The sequence below is a fragment of the Streptomyces sp. NPDC026062 genome (assembly GCF_055568375.1).
In genome coordinates this window covers 18,479-33,798 of the sequence record NZ_JBVHOQ010000046.1, presented here as the reverse complement: position 1 = coordinate 33,798, position 15,320 = coordinate 18,479, and the positions used below count along the sequence as shown (strand labels likewise).

The following is a 15,320-nucleotide window of genomic DNA, read 5'->3' as shown; positions in this document are numbered from 1 at the left end:
CCGCTCAGGAAGGGGCAGCCCGGCAGGACTTGAGGGGGAAGGTCTGGGCTATGCCCGACCCGGGGAAGGCGAAAGACCGGCCTCCCGGCACACGGGCAGCTGGACCTTGAACGTGCTGTGGGGCGGGCGGCGAAACGGTCGCCGCTCCCGTCACGGGGGAGCGCTTCGCGGATCAGGTATCCGTCGGACGGTCGTCACCAGCCGTTGAGGACGGCCTCGTAGTGCGGGTAGCCGTAGCGGGCGGCGGCCTCGTACTCGCGGGCCCCCTGCGCGCCGCGCGCTCAGATCCCGGCCGCGGTCTCGTGGCCCTGGTCGAGCAACTGGTCGGCCATCGACTGCTGCACCTGGGCCGTGCGCGCCCAGTCGGCGGCGATGGCCTGCATCTCCTCGTGGGAGTGGAGCGGCGGGGCGGGCGGGGCGATGTCGCCGATGACGAGGTAGCTGTCGATGTCGGCGGCGCACCACCGGGTGGGGTCGCCGTGCTGGTCGCGGAAGAAGTCGAGGCTGAGCGTCATTGCTGCTCCTCACGGGGTCGGTTCAGCGGGTGCGGAGGTGGTTGAGATAGGCGTTCTGCAGCCGGGTGAACTGCTCGAAGAGCGGTTCACCGTCCGGGCAGTGGCGTCCGTTCTGGCAGGGCGGGCAGCCCTTGTGGTGGGCGCGCCAGGTATCGCTGGCGGCCATGTAGCGGGCGTGGAGGCTGTCAGCCACCGGCAGGCTTCCGATCAGTTCGTACGGGGTGGAGGTCGGTGACTCGGTGGCCGGCCTCCCACGCCTGCGCGGCCGCCGTAGCGGCGGCCGCGAGCAGAACGTGGGTGAGCGGGTGAGCCAGACCGCGCAAAGTGATGGCCCGGACCGCGTAGTACTGAGCGGCCCGGGCAGCGCGTATGTGATGCACCGGCAACTACTTCTGGCCGGTGCCGGAGCAGCCCTGGCAGGTCTGCATCTCGACGCCCTGGTAGGGGGTGCCGTCCGCGCCGACGTGGTTGACGGTGACCATCTGTTGGCCGCTCCCGCCGCAGGAGGTGCAGCTCATCGGGCCACCCCCGTTCCGCTGCAGGAGGTGCAGGACTGCCAGGTCTGCCGGGAGACACCGTCGCCGCTGGTGTCCTCAATCCGTCCGCCGGTGCCCCCGCAGGAGGAGCAGGCCTGACCGGCCGCGATGTTGATGCGGGCCCGCATCTCCGCGACGGTGCGCGGGGCGCGCCTACCGGCGGGGATACGGGTGTCGGTCTCGCGGACGATGCGGACCAAGAGACTACCGAGGCGCTGGTGCACGTCCTCGGGCTCGTAGCCCCTGCGGTCGTCCTCCCGCTCGATGTCCTCGATCGTTCCGGCGTTCGGGGCGAGGGTGGTGACGCTCATGCCGCCACCCCCCAGCCGCTGCGTGCACGGCGGGCGGTACGGATCTGGCGAATCTGGGCGGCCACGGTGCGGAGCCGGTCGTTCTGAGCAGCGGTGCGCAGCGCGCTGGAACGCGAGGCGCCGTTCCGGCTGGAGTCGGGGGTCAAGATGGCCTCGGTGTGGAGCTCGGTCATCAGCGTGTCGAGCTGGCGGCCCTGGGTGTCCCGGTCGACGTCAACCGCCGCCTGCAGGCGCACGGCCTGGGCGGTACGAATGTCGGCGAGTTCCTGGCCGGTCAGGCCGGCGCGCACCAGTTCGTCCGTGTCGGGCTCACCGTCGCCGTTGCGCAGGGCGAGCTCCTCGCACGCGGCCCGCATCGGGCAGCCGGTGCAGAGGCGGATCGCCTCGGTACGTCGCGCGTGCCAGTCGGTGTCCGGCTCGTCATCGGCACGGAAGAAGAGGTCCGGGTCCATGCCGGTGCAGCGGGCACCGGCGTCGACCGCGGCCTGGAGTACGGCCCGGCGCGTGTGCCGGGCCTGAGTGGATGTCATCCTGTGCATGCGCATGTTGCCCTTCTGTGGAGGGTGAGCTGCGAAGACGGCCCCCGGGTTGCCCCCCGGGGGTTCGTCGTATTCAGGGCCGGTAGCCCTGGGCTGCTGTACGAGCAGCCACGGCCGGTCACCCCGTTTCGTCGGGGTGACCGGCCGTGGTCGTTCGTACAGCGCCTACCAGCGGTGGGTGAGGTCTTTCTCTTGCCGTTCCAGGACCGCGATCGTGGTCTCCAGGTCGGCCCGCTCCCACGTGGTGAGCGGCCGGGCGCCGGGCTTGGTCGGGGCGTTGAGCATTTTGCGCAGCGCGGTCAGGACGTCGCGGACGCGCTGCTGGTCGGTCTTGTGGACCGGGCCGGCCACCTTTTCCCACTGCTGGTCGTGCAGCAGGCGCAGTGCCCAGGCGCGCTTGTCGGCCTGCTCCTCCTGCCGCGTCTGCCTCTGGCGGCGGAGAGGCGCAGTCCGCTGGGTGTGCGCGGCGAGGTGCGCGAGACGACGGCCGTCCGCGCACCGGGGGGTGGTGGCAGAGCAGGTCGTGCAGCTCTTGACGTGAACCTCGTGCAGCTTGCGTGCCGTCTTGTCGTCGACGAGGCCGCCGACGATCTGCATGACAGCCGGGGTGGGCATCGGCTGGGGCTTGCGGATGACGCGGTCAGCGCGGCGGCCGTTGGTCTCCGAGACGCCCTCCTCCAGACGGCGGGACCACGTGGCAACGGTGACGTTGATCGTGACCAGGCGGTGGCTGCCGGGACAGCGGACCGGGTCTTCGGTGCCGGCCTGCTCGGTGTGGTGGGGGACCAGCTTGGCCGTGGCCCGCTCCGTGTCGGCGACGCGGATCGGAACCCACGTGCGGCAGGACGGGCACACCAGGGAGATGCAGGCGGGATCGAGGTCGTACTCGTGCGCCGGAAGCTTGGAAACGACGATCGGGTCAAGGCGGCTGATCGTGCGAGACCGCGTCCGGCGCTGGCGCTCACGGCTGACGGTCTCGACCTCACGGACGGATGCGGTCATGGGGAAACTCCTCACGAAGCAGGCGGGTCGGGTAAGGCGTCGCGGGTGCCCTCTCGGCCACGCCAGCACCCACCGGAAGATCCGGGCGTCCTGACGGACCGACAACGCATACGCGCTGCGACAGTTCAAACAGCAGTCACGGACACGGGGAGGAGTTAGTTGCCTCAGACTCCCCGAGGCCACCGAAGTGGCGACTGGTCGCGCAGTGGTACAGGAACCGAGGGTCCGGCTCCCACATCCGGCGGCGTACGAGACGGCGTCCGGGTGAGGGAGCCGGGTCCGTGAGGACCCGGCTGGAGCTACGCCGCGAGCGGCAGGGACTTCATGGCGGTGGCCGGCGGCGCGATGCGCAGCTGCGCGGCGTAGGGGAGGAGCACGTCGACCAGGCGCTCGCGCACCAGCTCGGTGATCGAGGGGTCGGCCGCGAGGATGTCCCGCGCCGCTTCCCGCCGCGCCCCGGACTCCGCGATGACCTCGTCGCGCGCCTTGGTCTTGCCCTTCGTCGCCGCGGCCGCGGCGTCCCATCGGGCCAGCTCGTCCGACGTCACCAGCCCGTACATCTCGAGCGGCGTACCGAAGGCGATGTCCATGTCGATGTCGCCGAAATCCGGCAGCTCCACGTCGATGGCGTTCAGCAGCTCCTGGGTCTCCGTGTCGAAGTGCTCGGTGGTGAGGCTGTCGGCGGGGTGGCGGATGACGTTCATGGGGTGGAGCTCCTTTCGAAGGGGCTTGACCTGCATATTCAGTGAGCTGCGCAGCACGATGTGACTCCAAGCTCGCCACCAGTGACCCGGACGGTGATGTCTCCAGTGAAGCGAAGCTCTCTAGCTATGTCAATGAACTCTCTAGTTAAATATAGTGAGGTGGCGCTTACGGCCGGGCTCCCAGCCCTGCACGGAACACCGGCCGTACGATCGCTAGAGACCTGAGGAGATGAATGAGCAGCGACGAACCCAGCTCCAAGCGCCCGAAGTACAAGCGGATCGCTGATGACCTGCGTGCCGCGATCGAGCGGGGCGAGTACGTCCCTGGCGACCGTCTGCCGGGCGAACACGCCCTGTCGGAGGAGCACGGCGTGGCTGTCATGACCGTGCGGCAGGCACTTAGTGTGCTGAAGAGCGAGGGACTGGCGGAGTCGCGGAAGGGGGCAGGGGTGTTCGTTCAATCCTTCAGGCCCATCCGGCGGCGCGGCATCCAGCGGCTCTCGCGAGAGCGGTGGGGCTCCGGCAAAACCATTTGGTCTGCGGATGAAGATCGTCCGCTGACGATCGACCAGGCCAGAGTCGAAGAGGTCGCACCCCCGGCGCACGTGGCGGAGGTTCTCGGGCTGGAGGCCGACGCGACTGCGTGCCTCCGGGCCCGGCGCTTCGTTCTGGATGGCCGCCCCGTAATGCTCGCTTCGTCGTACCTGCCCTACACGCTTGTGGAAGGTTCGGCGATCACCCGGGCTGATACCGGCCCCGGCGGTACGTACGCACGGCTCGCGGACCTGGGACGCGCCCCTGTCCATTTCCGGGAGGAGATCCGCAGTCGCATGTCGAACGGCGCAGAGGCCGACCAGCTGGAACTTCCGGGGCCTCGACCAGTACTGCTGCTTATGCGGACGGCCTTCGACGTCGAGGGAGTCGCCGTCGAAGTCAACGAGATGACGATGGACTCGACCGCGTACGTCCTCGACTACGAGTTCGACGCCTGACGTCGCTCCGGTGATGCTGCACTTGTCGTTGTTCACGGCGCTCCCCTCACTTCGCTTGACCTGCGGCGTTGTGGGCTCCATCACACCGGCCAGAGCGACTTGACGGAATCACAGATCGTTACTGAGGTTCGTTCGCATCCGTCTTCACGCGTTTTCGCATCCGCGTTCACGGAGGAGGCCGCGGTGGGTCACCTCACAGCGCGACCACGCGGGAGCTCGCTCTGGAGCGGGAGCTGCTGGCTGTGACTACCAACGCCGGCACCGCCAGGTTGCTCTCCGCACAGGGGCTGCCACCGTGCTGGAGCAAGTCGCCACTCTTGGGGGCGAACCGGATGCGCACCGGTACAAGACCGCGTGGTCACAGGAATTCCGGCGTCAGGGTGTGGTCACGTTCACAGCTGCCAGTTCGGAAGTTTCACCGGGTTGGCAGAATGCTCTTCCCACGGTGTCGCAACTGAGCGCCACTACATCCACGTTCACATTTTTGTTTGCGTCGTTTCCGAAGGTGCGGATCTAAGGTCCGTGACTATGGCGAATGAGGTCTGGGGCATGGCCAAGAATCACCCGGGATGGCGTCCGGACCTGCTGCGCCAGCAGCGGGAGAAGCACGGGCTGACGTTGGAGGCCACGCGGGAAGAGCTGCACAAGGTGGTCCGCCGGGCGAAGATCGACGAGCCCGCTGCGCATCCTTCGACGTTGTCCCAGCACGAGTCGGGCGAGGTCTATCCGGGACCGCCGTACAGGCGGGCGTACTGCCTTCTGTACGGAGCGACGGAGCCCGCGTTGGGGTTCCGCAACGCCCTGCCCGGTGAGGAGACCCGCTTTGATGTGACGCCGCTGCCGGAGCAGCGCAACGGCTCGCACGTGTTGGCCGTGGAGCGCGCTCTGACCCGGATCGGCTCCGGCGGGGAGGGTTCCGACCACTACGGGTGGCAACAGCGCGTGATGGAGGCGTGGAAGCGGCGCCACACGGGCGGCGACCCGCACAGTCCCTGCGTTGTCCTGGTCGGGGGATTCGCCGGCAGCGGCAAGACCGAGTTCGCACGGTTCCTCACTCAGCTGACCGGCTGGCCGCTGGTCGACAAGGACCCGCTGACCCGCCCTCTGGTGGAACAGTTGTTGATGGCGCTGGGGTCTCACGCGCATGACCGGCACACCGAGGTCTACCGCGAGAAGGTCCGCCCAGCGGAGTACGCGGCGCTGATGCAGGCGGTCTACGCGAACGTGCAGTGCCGCATCAGCACCGTGGTCACCGCGCCGTTCATCGCGGAGATGTCGGACGAGCAGTGGATGCAGCGGCTGATCAACAAGTGCCAGGCGCAGGGCGTCGACGTGGCACCGATCTGGGTGCAGTGCGACGTGGAATCGATGCACGAGTACATCTCCAGTCGCGGAGCGGCCCGGGACAGCTGGAAGCTGGAGCGGTGGGAGGAGTACCTGGCCACGATCGATGTCGAGCTGCGGCCCGTCGTTCCGCACCTCGTGGTCGACAACAGGATGGGTACGGCCATTTCTCTCGCCGACCAGGCCCGGCACGCGCTGGGGGCGGTGTCCGTATGAGCACCGCGCGGGGGATCGTGCTGTACGGGCCGCCGGCGGCCGGCAAGGACACCGTGACGGCGGCGCTGGCGAAGCTGGACCGCTCCTACGCGCAGTTCACCCGGTTGAAGGTCGGATCCGGAAAAACCGACGGCTACCGCATGGGCACGCCCACGCAACTGGAAGAACTGGAAACGGCCGGGGAGGTCCTCTACCGCAACGAGCGGTACGGCAACGTCTACGTCATCGACCGGCCCGGTGTGCGCGCGGCGTTCGCGGCCGGTGTGCCCGTGGTGCACCTCGGGCAGGTCGACGGCATCCGCGCGCTGGTCAACGGCTACCCGGCCAACTGGTTGGTGGTGCTGCTGTGGTGTCCGCGCGAGGTGACCGAGCAGCGGTCGGCGAAGCGCGGCGACAGCGACACCACGGCACGCCTGACGGCGTGGGACGCAACCCGCGACGATCTGGACAAGCACCCGGGTACGAACTGGGACCTGACCGTCGACACCACAACAGCGGGCCCGCAGAAGTCAGCGCGGCTCATCAACCAGCTGCTGGCGCAGCGGGCGGGAGTGGCGTCGGCATGAGCGCGGGCTACGGCTGGGCAAGTCGGTCCAGGGCGTCGGTGAGCGTGAGCTCGCTATCGTCCTTGGCGTCGTGCCACCGTGCCAGCGTGGTCGCGGCCGCGCGCAGCATCTCTGGTGGAAGGCCGATGGCCGCGAGCGCGTCGGCAGCTTCCTCCAGCTCCGGGCCCCAGCGCCATGCGCGGGCTGCGGTCTTGGCGACGTACTGCGGCTCGGACAGGTATGAGTCGGTGCGCTTCGAGGCAATCTCGATGAGCTCCTGGTCGACGCCATGCTCGCGCGCCATACCGACCGCGAGCGCGACCAGCACCCGCGAGGTCTTCTGGAACGCGGCGTACGACAGCTTCAGCGCGGACGCCTTCCCCACCTCGGTGCCCAGCACCGCTGTCCGGACCGCGGTGCCCGCGAACAGCGCCTCGATGCGCTCGGTCGCGCCGACCGGGCCGGACAGGTACAAGGTCGGGGTCTTGCCGCGGACCGGTGGGGAGCCTACGACGCCTCCGTCCACGACGGTCGCGTTCGATTCGAGCAGCCCGGCGATCCGCTGCACGCGCTCAGGGTTGATGGCGTTCGCCTCCACGTACACCCCGGTGAAGCGGTGCCCGGCGACGTCGCGGGCCAGGTCCTCGGCAGCGGCTGGCGGGCAGAGGCTGATGACGGTTTCGCTGCGGTCCAGCAGCTCAGCCATCGTGGCAACGGGTGTCAGTCCGAACTGGGCAGCGCGCTCCATGGACGCGGTGCTGCGCCCGGTCTCGCACCACAGGACCGCAGCCGCGTTGGTCGCGGCGCAGGCGGCTACGGCGGCGCCCATACTGCCGGGGTGGAGGATACCGACGGTGGGCTGGTCCACGGTGCTACTCCCAGGTCTCGTTGAGCAGGATGGTAATGGCGTCGGTGACGTCGTCGACAACGTGGTGCGCGGCGGGGAGTTCGTCGGGCCAGGGGCGTCCGCGCAGCCAGATGGTGCGCAGGCCTGCCCGGTGGCCCCCGCCGATGTCTCCGTCCGGGTTGTCGCCGATCATCCAGCCTCCGTCCGCGAGGCTGACGCCGCATCGGGTGGCCGCAAGTTCGAAAAGGCGCCGATCCGGCTTGCGGATCTCCAGGTCGCCCGAGGCGGCGACGCCGTCGACAAGGGAGGCAAGGCCGGTCCCCGCGAGTTTGGCGCGCTGGATGTCGCCATCCCCGTTGGTGATGATGCCGGTCGTCCAGGCGGCAGCTCGCAGGTGGGCCAGGCCCTGGAGGACCTCGGGGCGGCAGGTGACGGCGGCCGACATGAGGTCGACGTACTCCTGCCACAGATCCGCAGCCGACGGCTCCAGGCCGAAGGCGTCCCGCAGCCGGACGAAGTCGTTGGCGGTCGCACGGTCGGCCAGCTCGATGCGCAGCCACTGTTCGGCGTCTGGGGAGAGGGCGCGGGAACGGCACAGGCACGTCAACGCGCCGCTGAGCACCGACTGCCGATCGGCCAGCGTGCCGTCCAAATCGAAAAGCGCGAGTCGTTGCACGGTCCCGGACCCTACCGGGCGTCGGACGCAGCGCCGTTCACGGCAGCAGCGCGCCCCCGCCGGAGAGCAAATGGTGTATGTTTCGGAGATCGATCGATCATGGGAGCTTGCGCTATGTCCGACCCGGACCGCTTGAAGCGGGTCGACGCCCTGCTGGAGGGCCTGGACAACGTCCTGCCGCCGCCTCGCGTGCGCAGTCAGCTGCGCCTCGCCGCGAACCTCACCCAGCAGGAGATCGCGGACGCGGTGGGCGTGAAACGCCTTGCCGTAGTGCGGTGGGAGCTGGGGAAGAGCAACCCTCGGCGCCCACAACGACAGGCATACATCCACCTGCTCAATCAGCTCGCAAAGCGTTTCCCCGAGGCCGCTGTACTGGATTTGGGCAGCGCGACGCCGGCCTCTGAATCCAGGGGGTCGGGATGACCTAACGGCCATCGGCCGCGCGCACCAAGAAGCGGACTAACCTCCCGCTGACCTCGCGCGGCCCGTCTCCGACTCGAGCTCATAACCCGAGTCGGTCGCTCAGATTCCAGTTGAAGCTGGTCCCTGAGCCGCGGCTTATCAAGCCGCCCATCTGTACCCGGCCCCTTATCAGGGCCACCTGTACCACCGGCCACTAACCACGGCCACCACAGCCAGATCAGCAACTTGCGTCACCCGCGGGCCCCTGCCAGGGGGCTTCGCGGTTCAGCAGAACCGGGAGGGGAGGAGAAATCTCCCCCCGCCCGGTCGGCGTACGCCCGCTTCTCACGAAGGGGGCTTACCCGACACATCCGCACATCTGGCTCGTCCAGCTCCGAGGGGCTCTGGCCGGTCCAGCTATATGGAAGGCAGGTCGTTCTCATAGTGCCCGAAGTGGCGTCCTTCTGTCAGCTTGACCTTGTCCGTTTCGCCCCGGTACGGGCCGCGCGATCTTCCCGCACGTCAAGAGAGACCCATGCGATTTGGGCTAATTATCAGCCTTGGCAGCATAAATCCTTGGCCATGGGTGTAACCAACGCGACAACCACTGGCCGCAGCTCGAACAACGCGGTCAGGGGCGGTGGGAGCGGGACTTGCATGGCTAACCCCCGCATCAGCCACGGTGCCGCCATGAGACCCATCTCTCATCCGTACCCGCACACCAGTACCCTTCCCGGCGGCACGGTGAGCACCGTGGCGGCGCCGACCGCCGCGGTGCTCCGGAACTCCGGCCCGTGGTGCGCAACGCGATCCGAGATCGTTGCCCGCCGCGCGGGAGCGACGGGTGTATCCGGTGCTCGTCGGTCTCTGTCCACAGGCTGCCCGGTGCAGGGTCGGCGGGTGGATGACGAATCGAGCGTTCCGGCTGCTCAGGGGGGTGTCCGCTTTGGCGTGTACACCTGCCCGATGACGATTACCCAGACGGCTTCGGCCCTTGGAACCCTCACTTCTCCGCTCGGGGCGGTGGGCCGGTGAGCTCCGTGGCGGTTGAGGCCGCGGGGGAGTCGATCGATGGTGTGCCGGTTCGCCGGCAGCGGGTGAAGGTGCCGATGCGGTTGGTGTCGTCGCCGTTCTACGCCGATGTCGCACTGTCGGTGTACATGAAGGTGAAGGCGCTCGGAGCGCGTCCGGAGGGGTGTGAGGCGAAGGCGGTGACGATCGCCTCGTACCTGGACATCTCCAAGGCATCGGTGGAGCGGGGCCTGAAGATGCTCTCGCGTCCGGCGCCGGACGGTGTGATCGAGCTGAGGTCGGAGCGCCGGACGCTGCCGGGCGGCCGGGGCACGTCGGCGGTGCGTACGACGCGTCCGGTGAAGCGTACGGAGTCGTTCGTGTGGCTGCCGGTGGCGGCCGCGGAGGACCTCACGCCCCGGCAGTTGCGTGCGTTCGCGGTCATCACGTTCGCGGAGCAGATGAGCATCGCGCTGACCGAGGGAGAGCTGGCGGGGCACCTGCGGCACCACTCGGGCAAGAAGGCCGGCCAGCCTCTCACCGCGGCGGCGGCCGGGGTGGTCGTCGACGAGCTGGAAGCGGCGAAGTGGACGACGGTGCGGCGGCGCGCGGGGGCTCAGGGCCGCCACCTGTTCGTCGCGTGCGACATCGCTCCCGCGGCCGGTGTGGAGGCAGGTGAGCCGGTCGCGGACGCCGTGCCCGAGACGGTCCAACTCGTCGACAACTCGGTCGACGAGCTCCAGAGAGGGATTCCCAGGCAGCGCAATGAGCCGAAGGCGTCCGGGCGAGGTTTGTCAGGAGAACGCCAGGCTCGGGTGCTGGGCCAGGGCCAGGACATCGTGTGGACGCGGTCGCGTCGTGCTGAGCCGCGGGCGTGGCTGCGTGCGGTGGTGTGGCTGGTCGCTGCTGGGCTGCACCGGGAGGCCGGTCCAACGACGCTCGTGATCGCTCGGGATCTCGCGGCCCGGATGGACTACCGGCGCGGTCTCGTGATCTACGACCTGGAGGGCACGACCCGCCGGACCGGTACGTCGCCGGCCACGGTGAAGCGCCATGTGAAGGTGCTGCGCGAGCTGGGCGCGCTGGTGTGGCTGGTCCATGGGTCGAAGCGGAACATTGCCCTGCCCGGGGAGCCGTACATGGCGACGGCGACGATCTACGGCGCGGTCGTCCCGCCGGTGTTCGACGAGGCGATGGGGCACCGGCTGGCCGGGGCCGGGTACGAGGCCAGAGTCTGCGGGATGACCGAGGCCGGCCGGGAGCGGGCGGTCGCGGAGTCGGCGGCGCGCAGCCAGGCCCGGGAGAAGACCACGCGCCGGACCGAGCGGTGCCGGTCCACCGGCCAGGGCCGTGCCGACTCCCGCCGGGCTCTTCCTGTGGATAACCCGGCTGTGGACAAGTCCTGCTCGCAGGGCCGTGAGCCCCATTCTCCTGGTCGTTACCACCGATCACCTGAAGTGCAGGTTGAGAGTGGTTGTAAAGACACCTCGCGCCAGCGCGCGAGCCGCACAACCGCATCTCCCTCTCCCGACAACAGCAGCAGCAACAACGGCCAGGGGGGCCGCCGCACAGCCCGTCAGGTGCAGCGCGGTATCTGGATCACCCGGCAGGTACGGGCACGGGTCTGGTGGGCCCAGGGCGTGAGGCTGCGGCGCCTGGAATTCGTGCTGCGGCCGTTGATCGACGCAGGCCTGGACGCCGACACCATCGCGGCGGAGCTCCACTCCTGGATGCTGACCTGGCGCCCGACCCGGCCCGCGGAATACATCCGCGTCCAGCTGGCCAAGCAGGCCACGGCCGAGCACGTGGCGGCCGAGCTCGAGGCGGAAGGCTGGGACGAGAAAGAAGCCTCCGGAGCATTGTCCGCCTCCGCGCCCGGCCTGGTGCGCAGTGTGCTGGACGGCCTGGCCCAGGGCCTCGCCACGTACTCGGCCCGCCAGGCAGAGCAGGGTCTGGACGACCTCTCCGGCTACGACGCGGCCGCCGACATGGCCGCGTTCCTCACCACTTCCAGCACGACGGGAGCCCCGGCATGAGCAACGAGACCACGTTGAGCGGCGTCGACCTGGCCCGCGTAGCCCTACAGAACGCCCGCGCCGCCGCGAAGACCGCACCGCAGCCCACCCGCACCAGAACCACCAGGCCGTCGTCCCGCAGGGGCGGCCGTGACCCACTCACCTTCGGTGAGGCCATCGCGCGAATGGTCGCCGAACGCGGCTGGGACACCACCACTGCCGCAGCCACCAAAAGCAACGCCATCATCGATCAGTGGCCCGCCATCGCACCCAAACTCGCGGGGAAGGTCGAGGCCGTCCGCTACGACGCCCATGACCGCACCCTGCACCTGCGACCCGTCACGCCCGCCTACCGCACCCAGCTGAACCTGCACCAGAAGGAGATCATCGCCAAGGTCAACGAAGCGGCAGGCCCGGACGCCGTGCGGCGCCTGAAAATCCTGCGCCCTGCCGACCTCACCGCCCGGCCGTCCCACGAGCCCGCCGGCAGCAGCCGACCACCAGAGCCTGCCGCCGCTCCGCCACCCGCCGCGGCAACCGTGGAGCCCGCCCGGCGAAAGACACCGGAGGGATACCGCGAGGCCATCGCCACCCACCGCGCCACCTGGACGAGACAGCAGCACACCAACCCGAAAATCCTGGCAGCCGCCGAACGCCAGCTCCGCGACCGGCTACGAGAGCCCGAAGAACGCTTCGCCGACGGCCGCCAGGCCCTCGAGGAACTCCGAGCCAAAGCCGCCGCCCAACAACAGGTGCGGCCCAGCGACGTATCCCGGGCACGAGCCCTGCAACGCCTCGCCGCCGAACGCGCGGGACTGACCACGCTCACCCCAACCTCCGCCCTCAATCCCGCCAGCCCCTCCCGGGCCGCCTGACAACGTACGGGTTCACACGTTTCGGTGACCGCCGCCGAAAGCCCACCGGGCCGGGGCCGGGAACCGCTCACCCTCGGGTCGCAACCACATCCGCCCGTTTCCCCACATCCCGCCCGGCCGCTCCGCGCCGGCCTCTGCAAGGCCACAGGTCCGTTGTCCGCGATTCGCGTCCTTGGCCGGTGACCCGGTCCCCGCCGCATGCTCCGAGCCCCCGATTCCGTCCGCCCCGTCACCAGGCCGACCGGCCCGGTGACGGGGCGGGAGAACGCCTCGGCCTGCTGTCGGCGCACGCTTGAGGTCCTTCTGGCCACACGTACTCCCACGAGCATCGAAAGCTGACAAACTGCGGTTCTACACGGGACCGGGACGGAGGAGTAGACCTCGGTGATTCGCCCCGATGAGCCCGCCGGGCGCGTCGACATGGCCGCTGCGGCGTTGAGGGTGGCCAGGGAAGATGCCCGCTCCCGCGGGGCCGCGTCGCATCGCGTCCAGCGAGCCAGGCCAGCCCCGCGACGGCGTCGCAACGCCGTGCCGGTCCCTCTCGCGCAGGTCCTGCTGGACCTTTTCGAGCGGCGTTTTCCTATGCCTTATCTCGCCCCGGTGAGCGCGTTGTGGCAGGACCGTGTAGGCCCGGATCTCGCCAAGCATGTGGTCGTCACCGGGTACGACGCGGCCGAGGGGGTGTTGTCCGTGCGCGCCGACTCGGTGGCGTGGGCGACGCAGACCCGTCTTCTTGGGCCCCGGCTGGTTGGCGTGCTGAACGAGGTCTTCGTGCAGGCCGGTGTTGGGCCTGTGCGTACGATGCGCATCGCCGGTCGGCAGTCGATGCCGATGGCCTACGTGGAAACGGAAACTTCCCACGCCGTGACCTCTCGCCCTCTGCCACAGCAGATGTCCTGGATGCCCCGGGCTTCCACTCCGCGCCTCGGCCCAGTCGTGGATCAGGCGGTGGACGATGCGGTGTCCCGGCAAACCGCGCAGGCGGAGCGCGAGTCACGTGACCGGCTGGATTGCCAGCGTGCCCGCACCGCGCTGGCAAGTGAAAGAGATGATGCCTCCGACTCGACGTGGGAGGCGGCACTGCGCCGGGCCCGGGCAGAGAAAGCAAGTGCACCGACACCACCGCCAGGGCCATAAAGTCATTGTCCGACCATGAGCATTCGCCGGACGCGCCAACGCCGGACAGCGGCGAGGGAACGGGGGAGAACACCACTATGAGCAACGAGTCAGACGGCCCGGAGACCCTGAGCAGCGACGACCACGCAATGTCCGCAGAGAAGACCGTGCTCCGCGCGATGCTGCTGTCGGCTGACACTCTCGCCGACGTCATCGAAATGCTCCACCCCCGCGACTTCTACGAGCCCGCCCATGCCCTGATCTACGAGGCCGTGCTCCGCGTCTACGCCTCCGGTGAAAGCCCCGACCCCATTCGAGTAACCAAGGTGCTCGACTCCGACGCGTCCCTGGACGCCGCAGGCGGCCGCGACTACCTCGACCTGCTCATCGCCAGGGGCAGCGGCGACGGCTGGCGCCGCGCCGCAGAGCGCATACAGGCCCACGCCATGCTGCGGCGCACCAAAGAAGCCGCCGCCCGGGTAGAAAGCCTGGCCTCCGAAAGCAAGCCCGAGGAGGCCGACCGTCTCGCCGACATCGCCCAGGCCGAAATCCTCGCGGCCACCGCCCAGCGCCCCCGCGGTCTCGCCCCTTCCTACTCGATCGGCGACATCCTGGAAGGCGCACTCGACCAACTCGAGGCAGCCGGCAGCACCGGCGCACTCAGCGGAGTCCCGACCGGCTTCACCGACCTCGACCTGCTCACCAGCGGACTGTGCCCCGGGCACCTCACCGTCGTTGCCGCCCGACCTGCCATGGGCACCTCCACCTTCGCCCTGGACCTCCTGCGCTCCGCCTCGATCAAGCACGGCCTGCCCGCGGCTCTATTCACCTACGAGTCCGGCCGCGAGGAAATCGCCACCCGCATCCTGTCAGCCGAAGCCCGCGTGCCCCTGCTCCACATGCGAGCCGGCACCATGGACGACGAACACTGGGTCAGGGTGGCCCGCCGCGTGCCCGACATCGCCAAAGCCCCCCTGTACATCCAGGACGAGGCATGGCCCACCTTCACCGACCTGCGGGCACAGTGCCGCCGTCTCGCCGGCCAACGCAACATCAAACTGATCATCGTCGACAACCTGCAGATGATGACCTACGGCACCCGCCCGCTCGGCTCTCGCTACGAAGAGATCTCCGAAATCTCACGGTGCCTGAAACTGCTCGCCTCCGAACTGCAGATCCCCATCGTCGCCATCTCCAAAGCCAACCGCGGCGCCGAACAGCGCACCGACAAAAGGCCAATGCTCTCCGATCTGCGCGACTCCGGATCGCTCGAAGACAACGCCGACCTCGTCATCCTCCTCCACCGCGAGGACGCCTACGAGAAGGAATCACCCCGCGCCGGCGAGGCCGACCTCATCGTCGCCAAACACCGCAACGGCCCCACCGCCACCATCACCTTGGCCTTCCAAGGCCACTACTCCCGCTTCGTCGACATGGCACAGACATAAGCTCACCGTGTGGGATCTCAAATCCCGTGTCGGAATCTCACGGCCAATGTCGGATCGACGTCGGATACGACATCGGTCGTGAGACCGCCCAGGTCAGAGAACCGGCGGCCAGAGCCGCTCCGAGCGGAGCGTCGAGGATCCGACACGGGCGTGAGATTCCAGCGTCCGACACGTCGTGAGACTGCGGATGAAGCCGCAGGTCATGAAGGCGGCATCCGACACGAGC

General features: G+C 68.9%; 17 protein-coding genes. 8 read left to right on the top strand and 9 right to left on the bottom strand.

What is annotated here, in order from left to right:
• Nucleotides 1-281: 281 nt before the first annotated feature.
• From ACZ4LX_RS31735 to ACZ4LX_RS31705, 7 genes are all read right to left on the bottom strand, one after another.
• Complete coding sequence (locus tag ACZ4LX_RS31735) at nt 282-515, bottom strand: hypothetical protein (RefSeq protein WP_467650311.1); 234 nt, start codon at nt 513-515, stop codon at nt 282-284.
• Nucleotides 516-537: 22 nt separating this feature from the next.
• Nucleotides 538-708 (bottom strand): hypothetical protein, encoded by a 171-nt coding sequence (locus tag ACZ4LX_RS31730; protein ID WP_467650312.1) that lies wholly within the window; start codon nt 706-708, stop codon nt 538-540.
• Between the two features lie 193 nt (nt 709-901).
• Nucleotides 902-1,033: a hypothetical protein gene (locus ACZ4LX_RS31725; protein ID WP_467650313.1), complete on the bottom strand. Its 132-nt coding sequence runs from the start codon at nt 1,031-1,033 to the stop codon at nt 902-904.
• A complete protein-coding gene (locus ACZ4LX_RS31720; protein ID WP_467650314.1) occupies nt 1,030-1,362 on the bottom strand; it encodes a hypothetical protein in 333 nt (110 codons plus the stop codon). Before ACZ4LX_RS31720 ends, ACZ4LX_RS31725 begins: the two co-directional genes overlap by 4 nt.
• Complete coding sequence (locus ACZ4LX_RS31715) at nt 1,359-1,892, bottom strand: WhiB family transcriptional regulator (RefSeq protein WP_467650315.1); 534 nt, start codon at nt 1,890-1,892, stop codon at nt 1,359-1,361. The genes ACZ4LX_RS31720 and ACZ4LX_RS31715 overlap by 4 nt, the downstream gene beginning before the upstream one ends.
• 174 nt (nt 1,893-2,066) lie before the next feature.
• Nucleotides 2,067-2,903: a hypothetical protein gene (locus ACZ4LX_RS31710; RefSeq protein WP_467650316.1), complete on the bottom strand. Its 837-nt coding sequence runs from the start codon at nt 2,901-2,903 to the stop codon at nt 2,067-2,069.
• Nucleotides 2,904-3,202: 299 nt separating this feature from the next.
• Nucleotides 3,203-3,607 (bottom strand): hypothetical protein, encoded by a 405-nt coding sequence (locus tag ACZ4LX_RS31705; RefSeq protein ID WP_467650317.1) that lies wholly within the window; start codon nt 3,605-3,607, stop codon nt 3,203-3,205.
• Between the two features lie 233 nt (nt 3,608-3,840).
• On the opposite strand from ACZ4LX_RS31705, the gene ACZ4LX_RS31700 reads away from it, so the two are divergent.
• From ACZ4LX_RS31700 to ACZ4LX_RS31690, 3 genes are all read left to right on the top strand, one after another.
• A complete protein-coding gene (locus ACZ4LX_RS31700) occupies nt 3,841-4,599 on the top strand; it encodes a GntR family transcriptional regulator (RefSeq protein WP_467650318.1) in 759 nt (252 codons plus the stop codon).
• Nucleotides 4,600-5,148: 549 nt separating this feature from the next.
• Nucleotides 5,149-6,159 (top strand): AAA family ATPase, encoded by a 1,011-nt coding sequence (locus tag ACZ4LX_RS31695; protein ID WP_467650319.1) that lies wholly within the window; start codon nt 5,149-5,151, stop codon nt 6,157-6,159.
• Nucleotides 6,156-6,725 carry a phosphotransferase-like protein gene (locus tag ACZ4LX_RS31690; RefSeq protein ID WP_467650320.1) on the top strand — a complete coding sequence of 190 codons (570 nt, stop codon included), beginning with the start codon at nt 6,156-6,158 and terminating at the stop codon, nt 6,723-6,725. Before ACZ4LX_RS31695 ends, ACZ4LX_RS31690 begins: the two co-directional genes overlap by 4 nt.
• 7 nt (nt 6,726-6,732) lie before the next feature.
• On the opposite strand, the gene ACZ4LX_RS31685 is transcribed toward ACZ4LX_RS31690, so the two are convergent.
• On the bottom strand, nt 6,733-7,572 hold the full coding sequence (locus tag ACZ4LX_RS31685; RefSeq protein ID WP_467650321.1) for a DUF1932 domain-containing protein: 840 nt from the start codon (nt 7,570-7,572) through the stop codon (nt 6,733-6,735).
• A 4-nt stretch (nt 7,573-7,576) separates the two neighbouring features.
• Entirely contained in the window at nt 7,577-8,227 is a 651-nt protein-coding gene (locus ACZ4LX_RS31680; RefSeq protein WP_467650322.1) for an HAD family hydrolase, read from the bottom strand.
• A 114-nt stretch (nt 8,228-8,341) separates the two neighbouring features.
• Here ACZ4LX_RS31680 and ACZ4LX_RS31675 point away from each other — a divergent pair, with 114 nt between their 5' ends.
• The 5 genes from ACZ4LX_RS31675 (at nt 8,342) to dnaB (ending at nt 15,094) form a co-directional block, all read left to right on the top strand.
• Nucleotides 8,342-8,650: a helix-turn-helix transcriptional regulator gene (locus ACZ4LX_RS31675; RefSeq protein ID WP_467650323.1), complete on the top strand. Its 309-nt coding sequence runs from the start codon at nt 8,342-8,344 to the stop codon at nt 8,648-8,650.
• A gap of 1,088 nt (nt 8,651-9,738) precedes the next feature.
• The gene (locus ACZ4LX_RS31670; protein WP_467650324.1) at nt 9,739-11,676 is read left to right on the top strand and encodes a hypothetical protein; all 1,938 of its coding nucleotides are present in this window, start codon (nt 9,739-9,741) and stop codon (nt 11,674-11,676) included.
• Nucleotides 11,673-12,530 carry a DciA family protein gene (locus ACZ4LX_RS31665; protein ID WP_467650325.1) on the top strand — a complete coding sequence of 286 codons (858 nt, stop codon included), beginning with the start codon at nt 11,673-11,675 and terminating at the stop codon, nt 12,528-12,530. Before ACZ4LX_RS31670 ends, ACZ4LX_RS31665 begins: the two co-directional genes overlap by 4 nt.
• Before the next feature lie 420 nt (nt 12,531-12,950).
• Nucleotides 12,951-13,667: a DciA family protein gene (locus ACZ4LX_RS31660; RefSeq protein ID WP_467721332.1), complete on the top strand. Its 717-nt coding sequence runs from the start codon at nt 12,951-12,953 to the stop codon at nt 13,665-13,667.
• A 77-nt stretch (nt 13,668-13,744) separates the two neighbouring features.
• Entirely contained in the window at nt 13,745-15,094 is a 1,350-nt protein-coding gene (gene dnaB / locus ACZ4LX_RS31655; protein WP_467650327.1) for a replicative DNA helicase, read from the top strand.
• Nucleotides 15,095-15,320: the final 226 nt, after the last annotated feature.

Excerpts from the sequence above, each read along its gene's own strand:
- ACZ4LX_RS31660 (WP_467721332.1), top strand. The coding sequence starts at position 12,951 with ATGGCCGCTGCGGCGTTGAGGGTGGCCAGGGAAGATGCCCGCTCCCGC.
- ACZ4LX_RS31720 (WP_467650314.1), bottom strand. The coding sequence starts at position 1,362 with ATGAGCGTCACCACCCTCGCCCCGAACGCCGGAACGATCGAGGACATC.
- ACZ4LX_RS31705 (WP_467650317.1), bottom strand. The coding sequence starts at position 3,607 with ATGAACGTCATCCGCCACCCCGCCGACAGCCTCACCACCGAGCACTTC.
- ACZ4LX_RS31715 (WP_467650315.1), bottom strand. The coding sequence starts at position 1,892 with ATGACATCCACTCAGGCCCGGCACACGCGCCGGGCCGTACTCCAGGCC.
- ACZ4LX_RS31695 (WP_467650319.1), top strand. The coding sequence starts at position 5,149 with ATGGCCAAGAATCACCCGGGATGGCGTCCGGACCTGCTGCGCCAGCAG.
- ACZ4LX_RS31675 (WP_467650323.1), top strand. The coding sequence starts at position 8,342 with ATGTCCGACCCGGACCGCTTGAAGCGGGTCGACGCCCTGCTGGAGGGC.
- dnaB (WP_467650327.1), top strand. The coding sequence starts at position 13,745 with ATGAGCAACGAGTCAGACGGCCCGGAGACCCTGAGCAGCGACGACCAC.
- ACZ4LX_RS31700 (WP_467650318.1), top strand. The coding sequence starts at position 3,841 with ATGAGCAGCGACGAACCCAGCTCCAAGCGCCCGAAGTACAAGCGGATC.
- ACZ4LX_RS31665 (WP_467650325.1), top strand. The coding sequence starts at position 11,673 with ATGAGCAACGAGACCACGTTGAGCGGCGTCGACCTGGCCCGCGTAGCC.
- ACZ4LX_RS31690 (WP_467650320.1), top strand. The coding sequence starts at position 6,156 with ATGAGCACCGCGCGGGGGATCGTGCTGTACGGGCCGCCGGCGGCCGGC.
- ACZ4LX_RS31670 (WP_467650324.1), top strand. The coding sequence starts at position 9,739 with ATGCGGTTGGTGTCGTCGCCGTTCTACGCCGATGTCGCACTGTCGGTG.
- ACZ4LX_RS31710 (WP_467650316.1), bottom strand. The coding sequence starts at position 2,903 with ATGACCGCATCCGTCCGTGAGGTCGAGACCGTCAGCCGTGAGCGCCAG.
- ACZ4LX_RS31725 (WP_467650313.1), bottom strand. The coding sequence starts at position 1,033 with ATGAGCTGCACCTCCTGCGGCGGGAGCGGCCAACAGATGGTCACCGTC.
- ACZ4LX_RS31735 (WP_467650311.1), bottom strand. The coding sequence starts at position 515 with ATGACGCTCAGCCTCGACTTCTTCCGCGACCAGCACGGCGACCCCACC.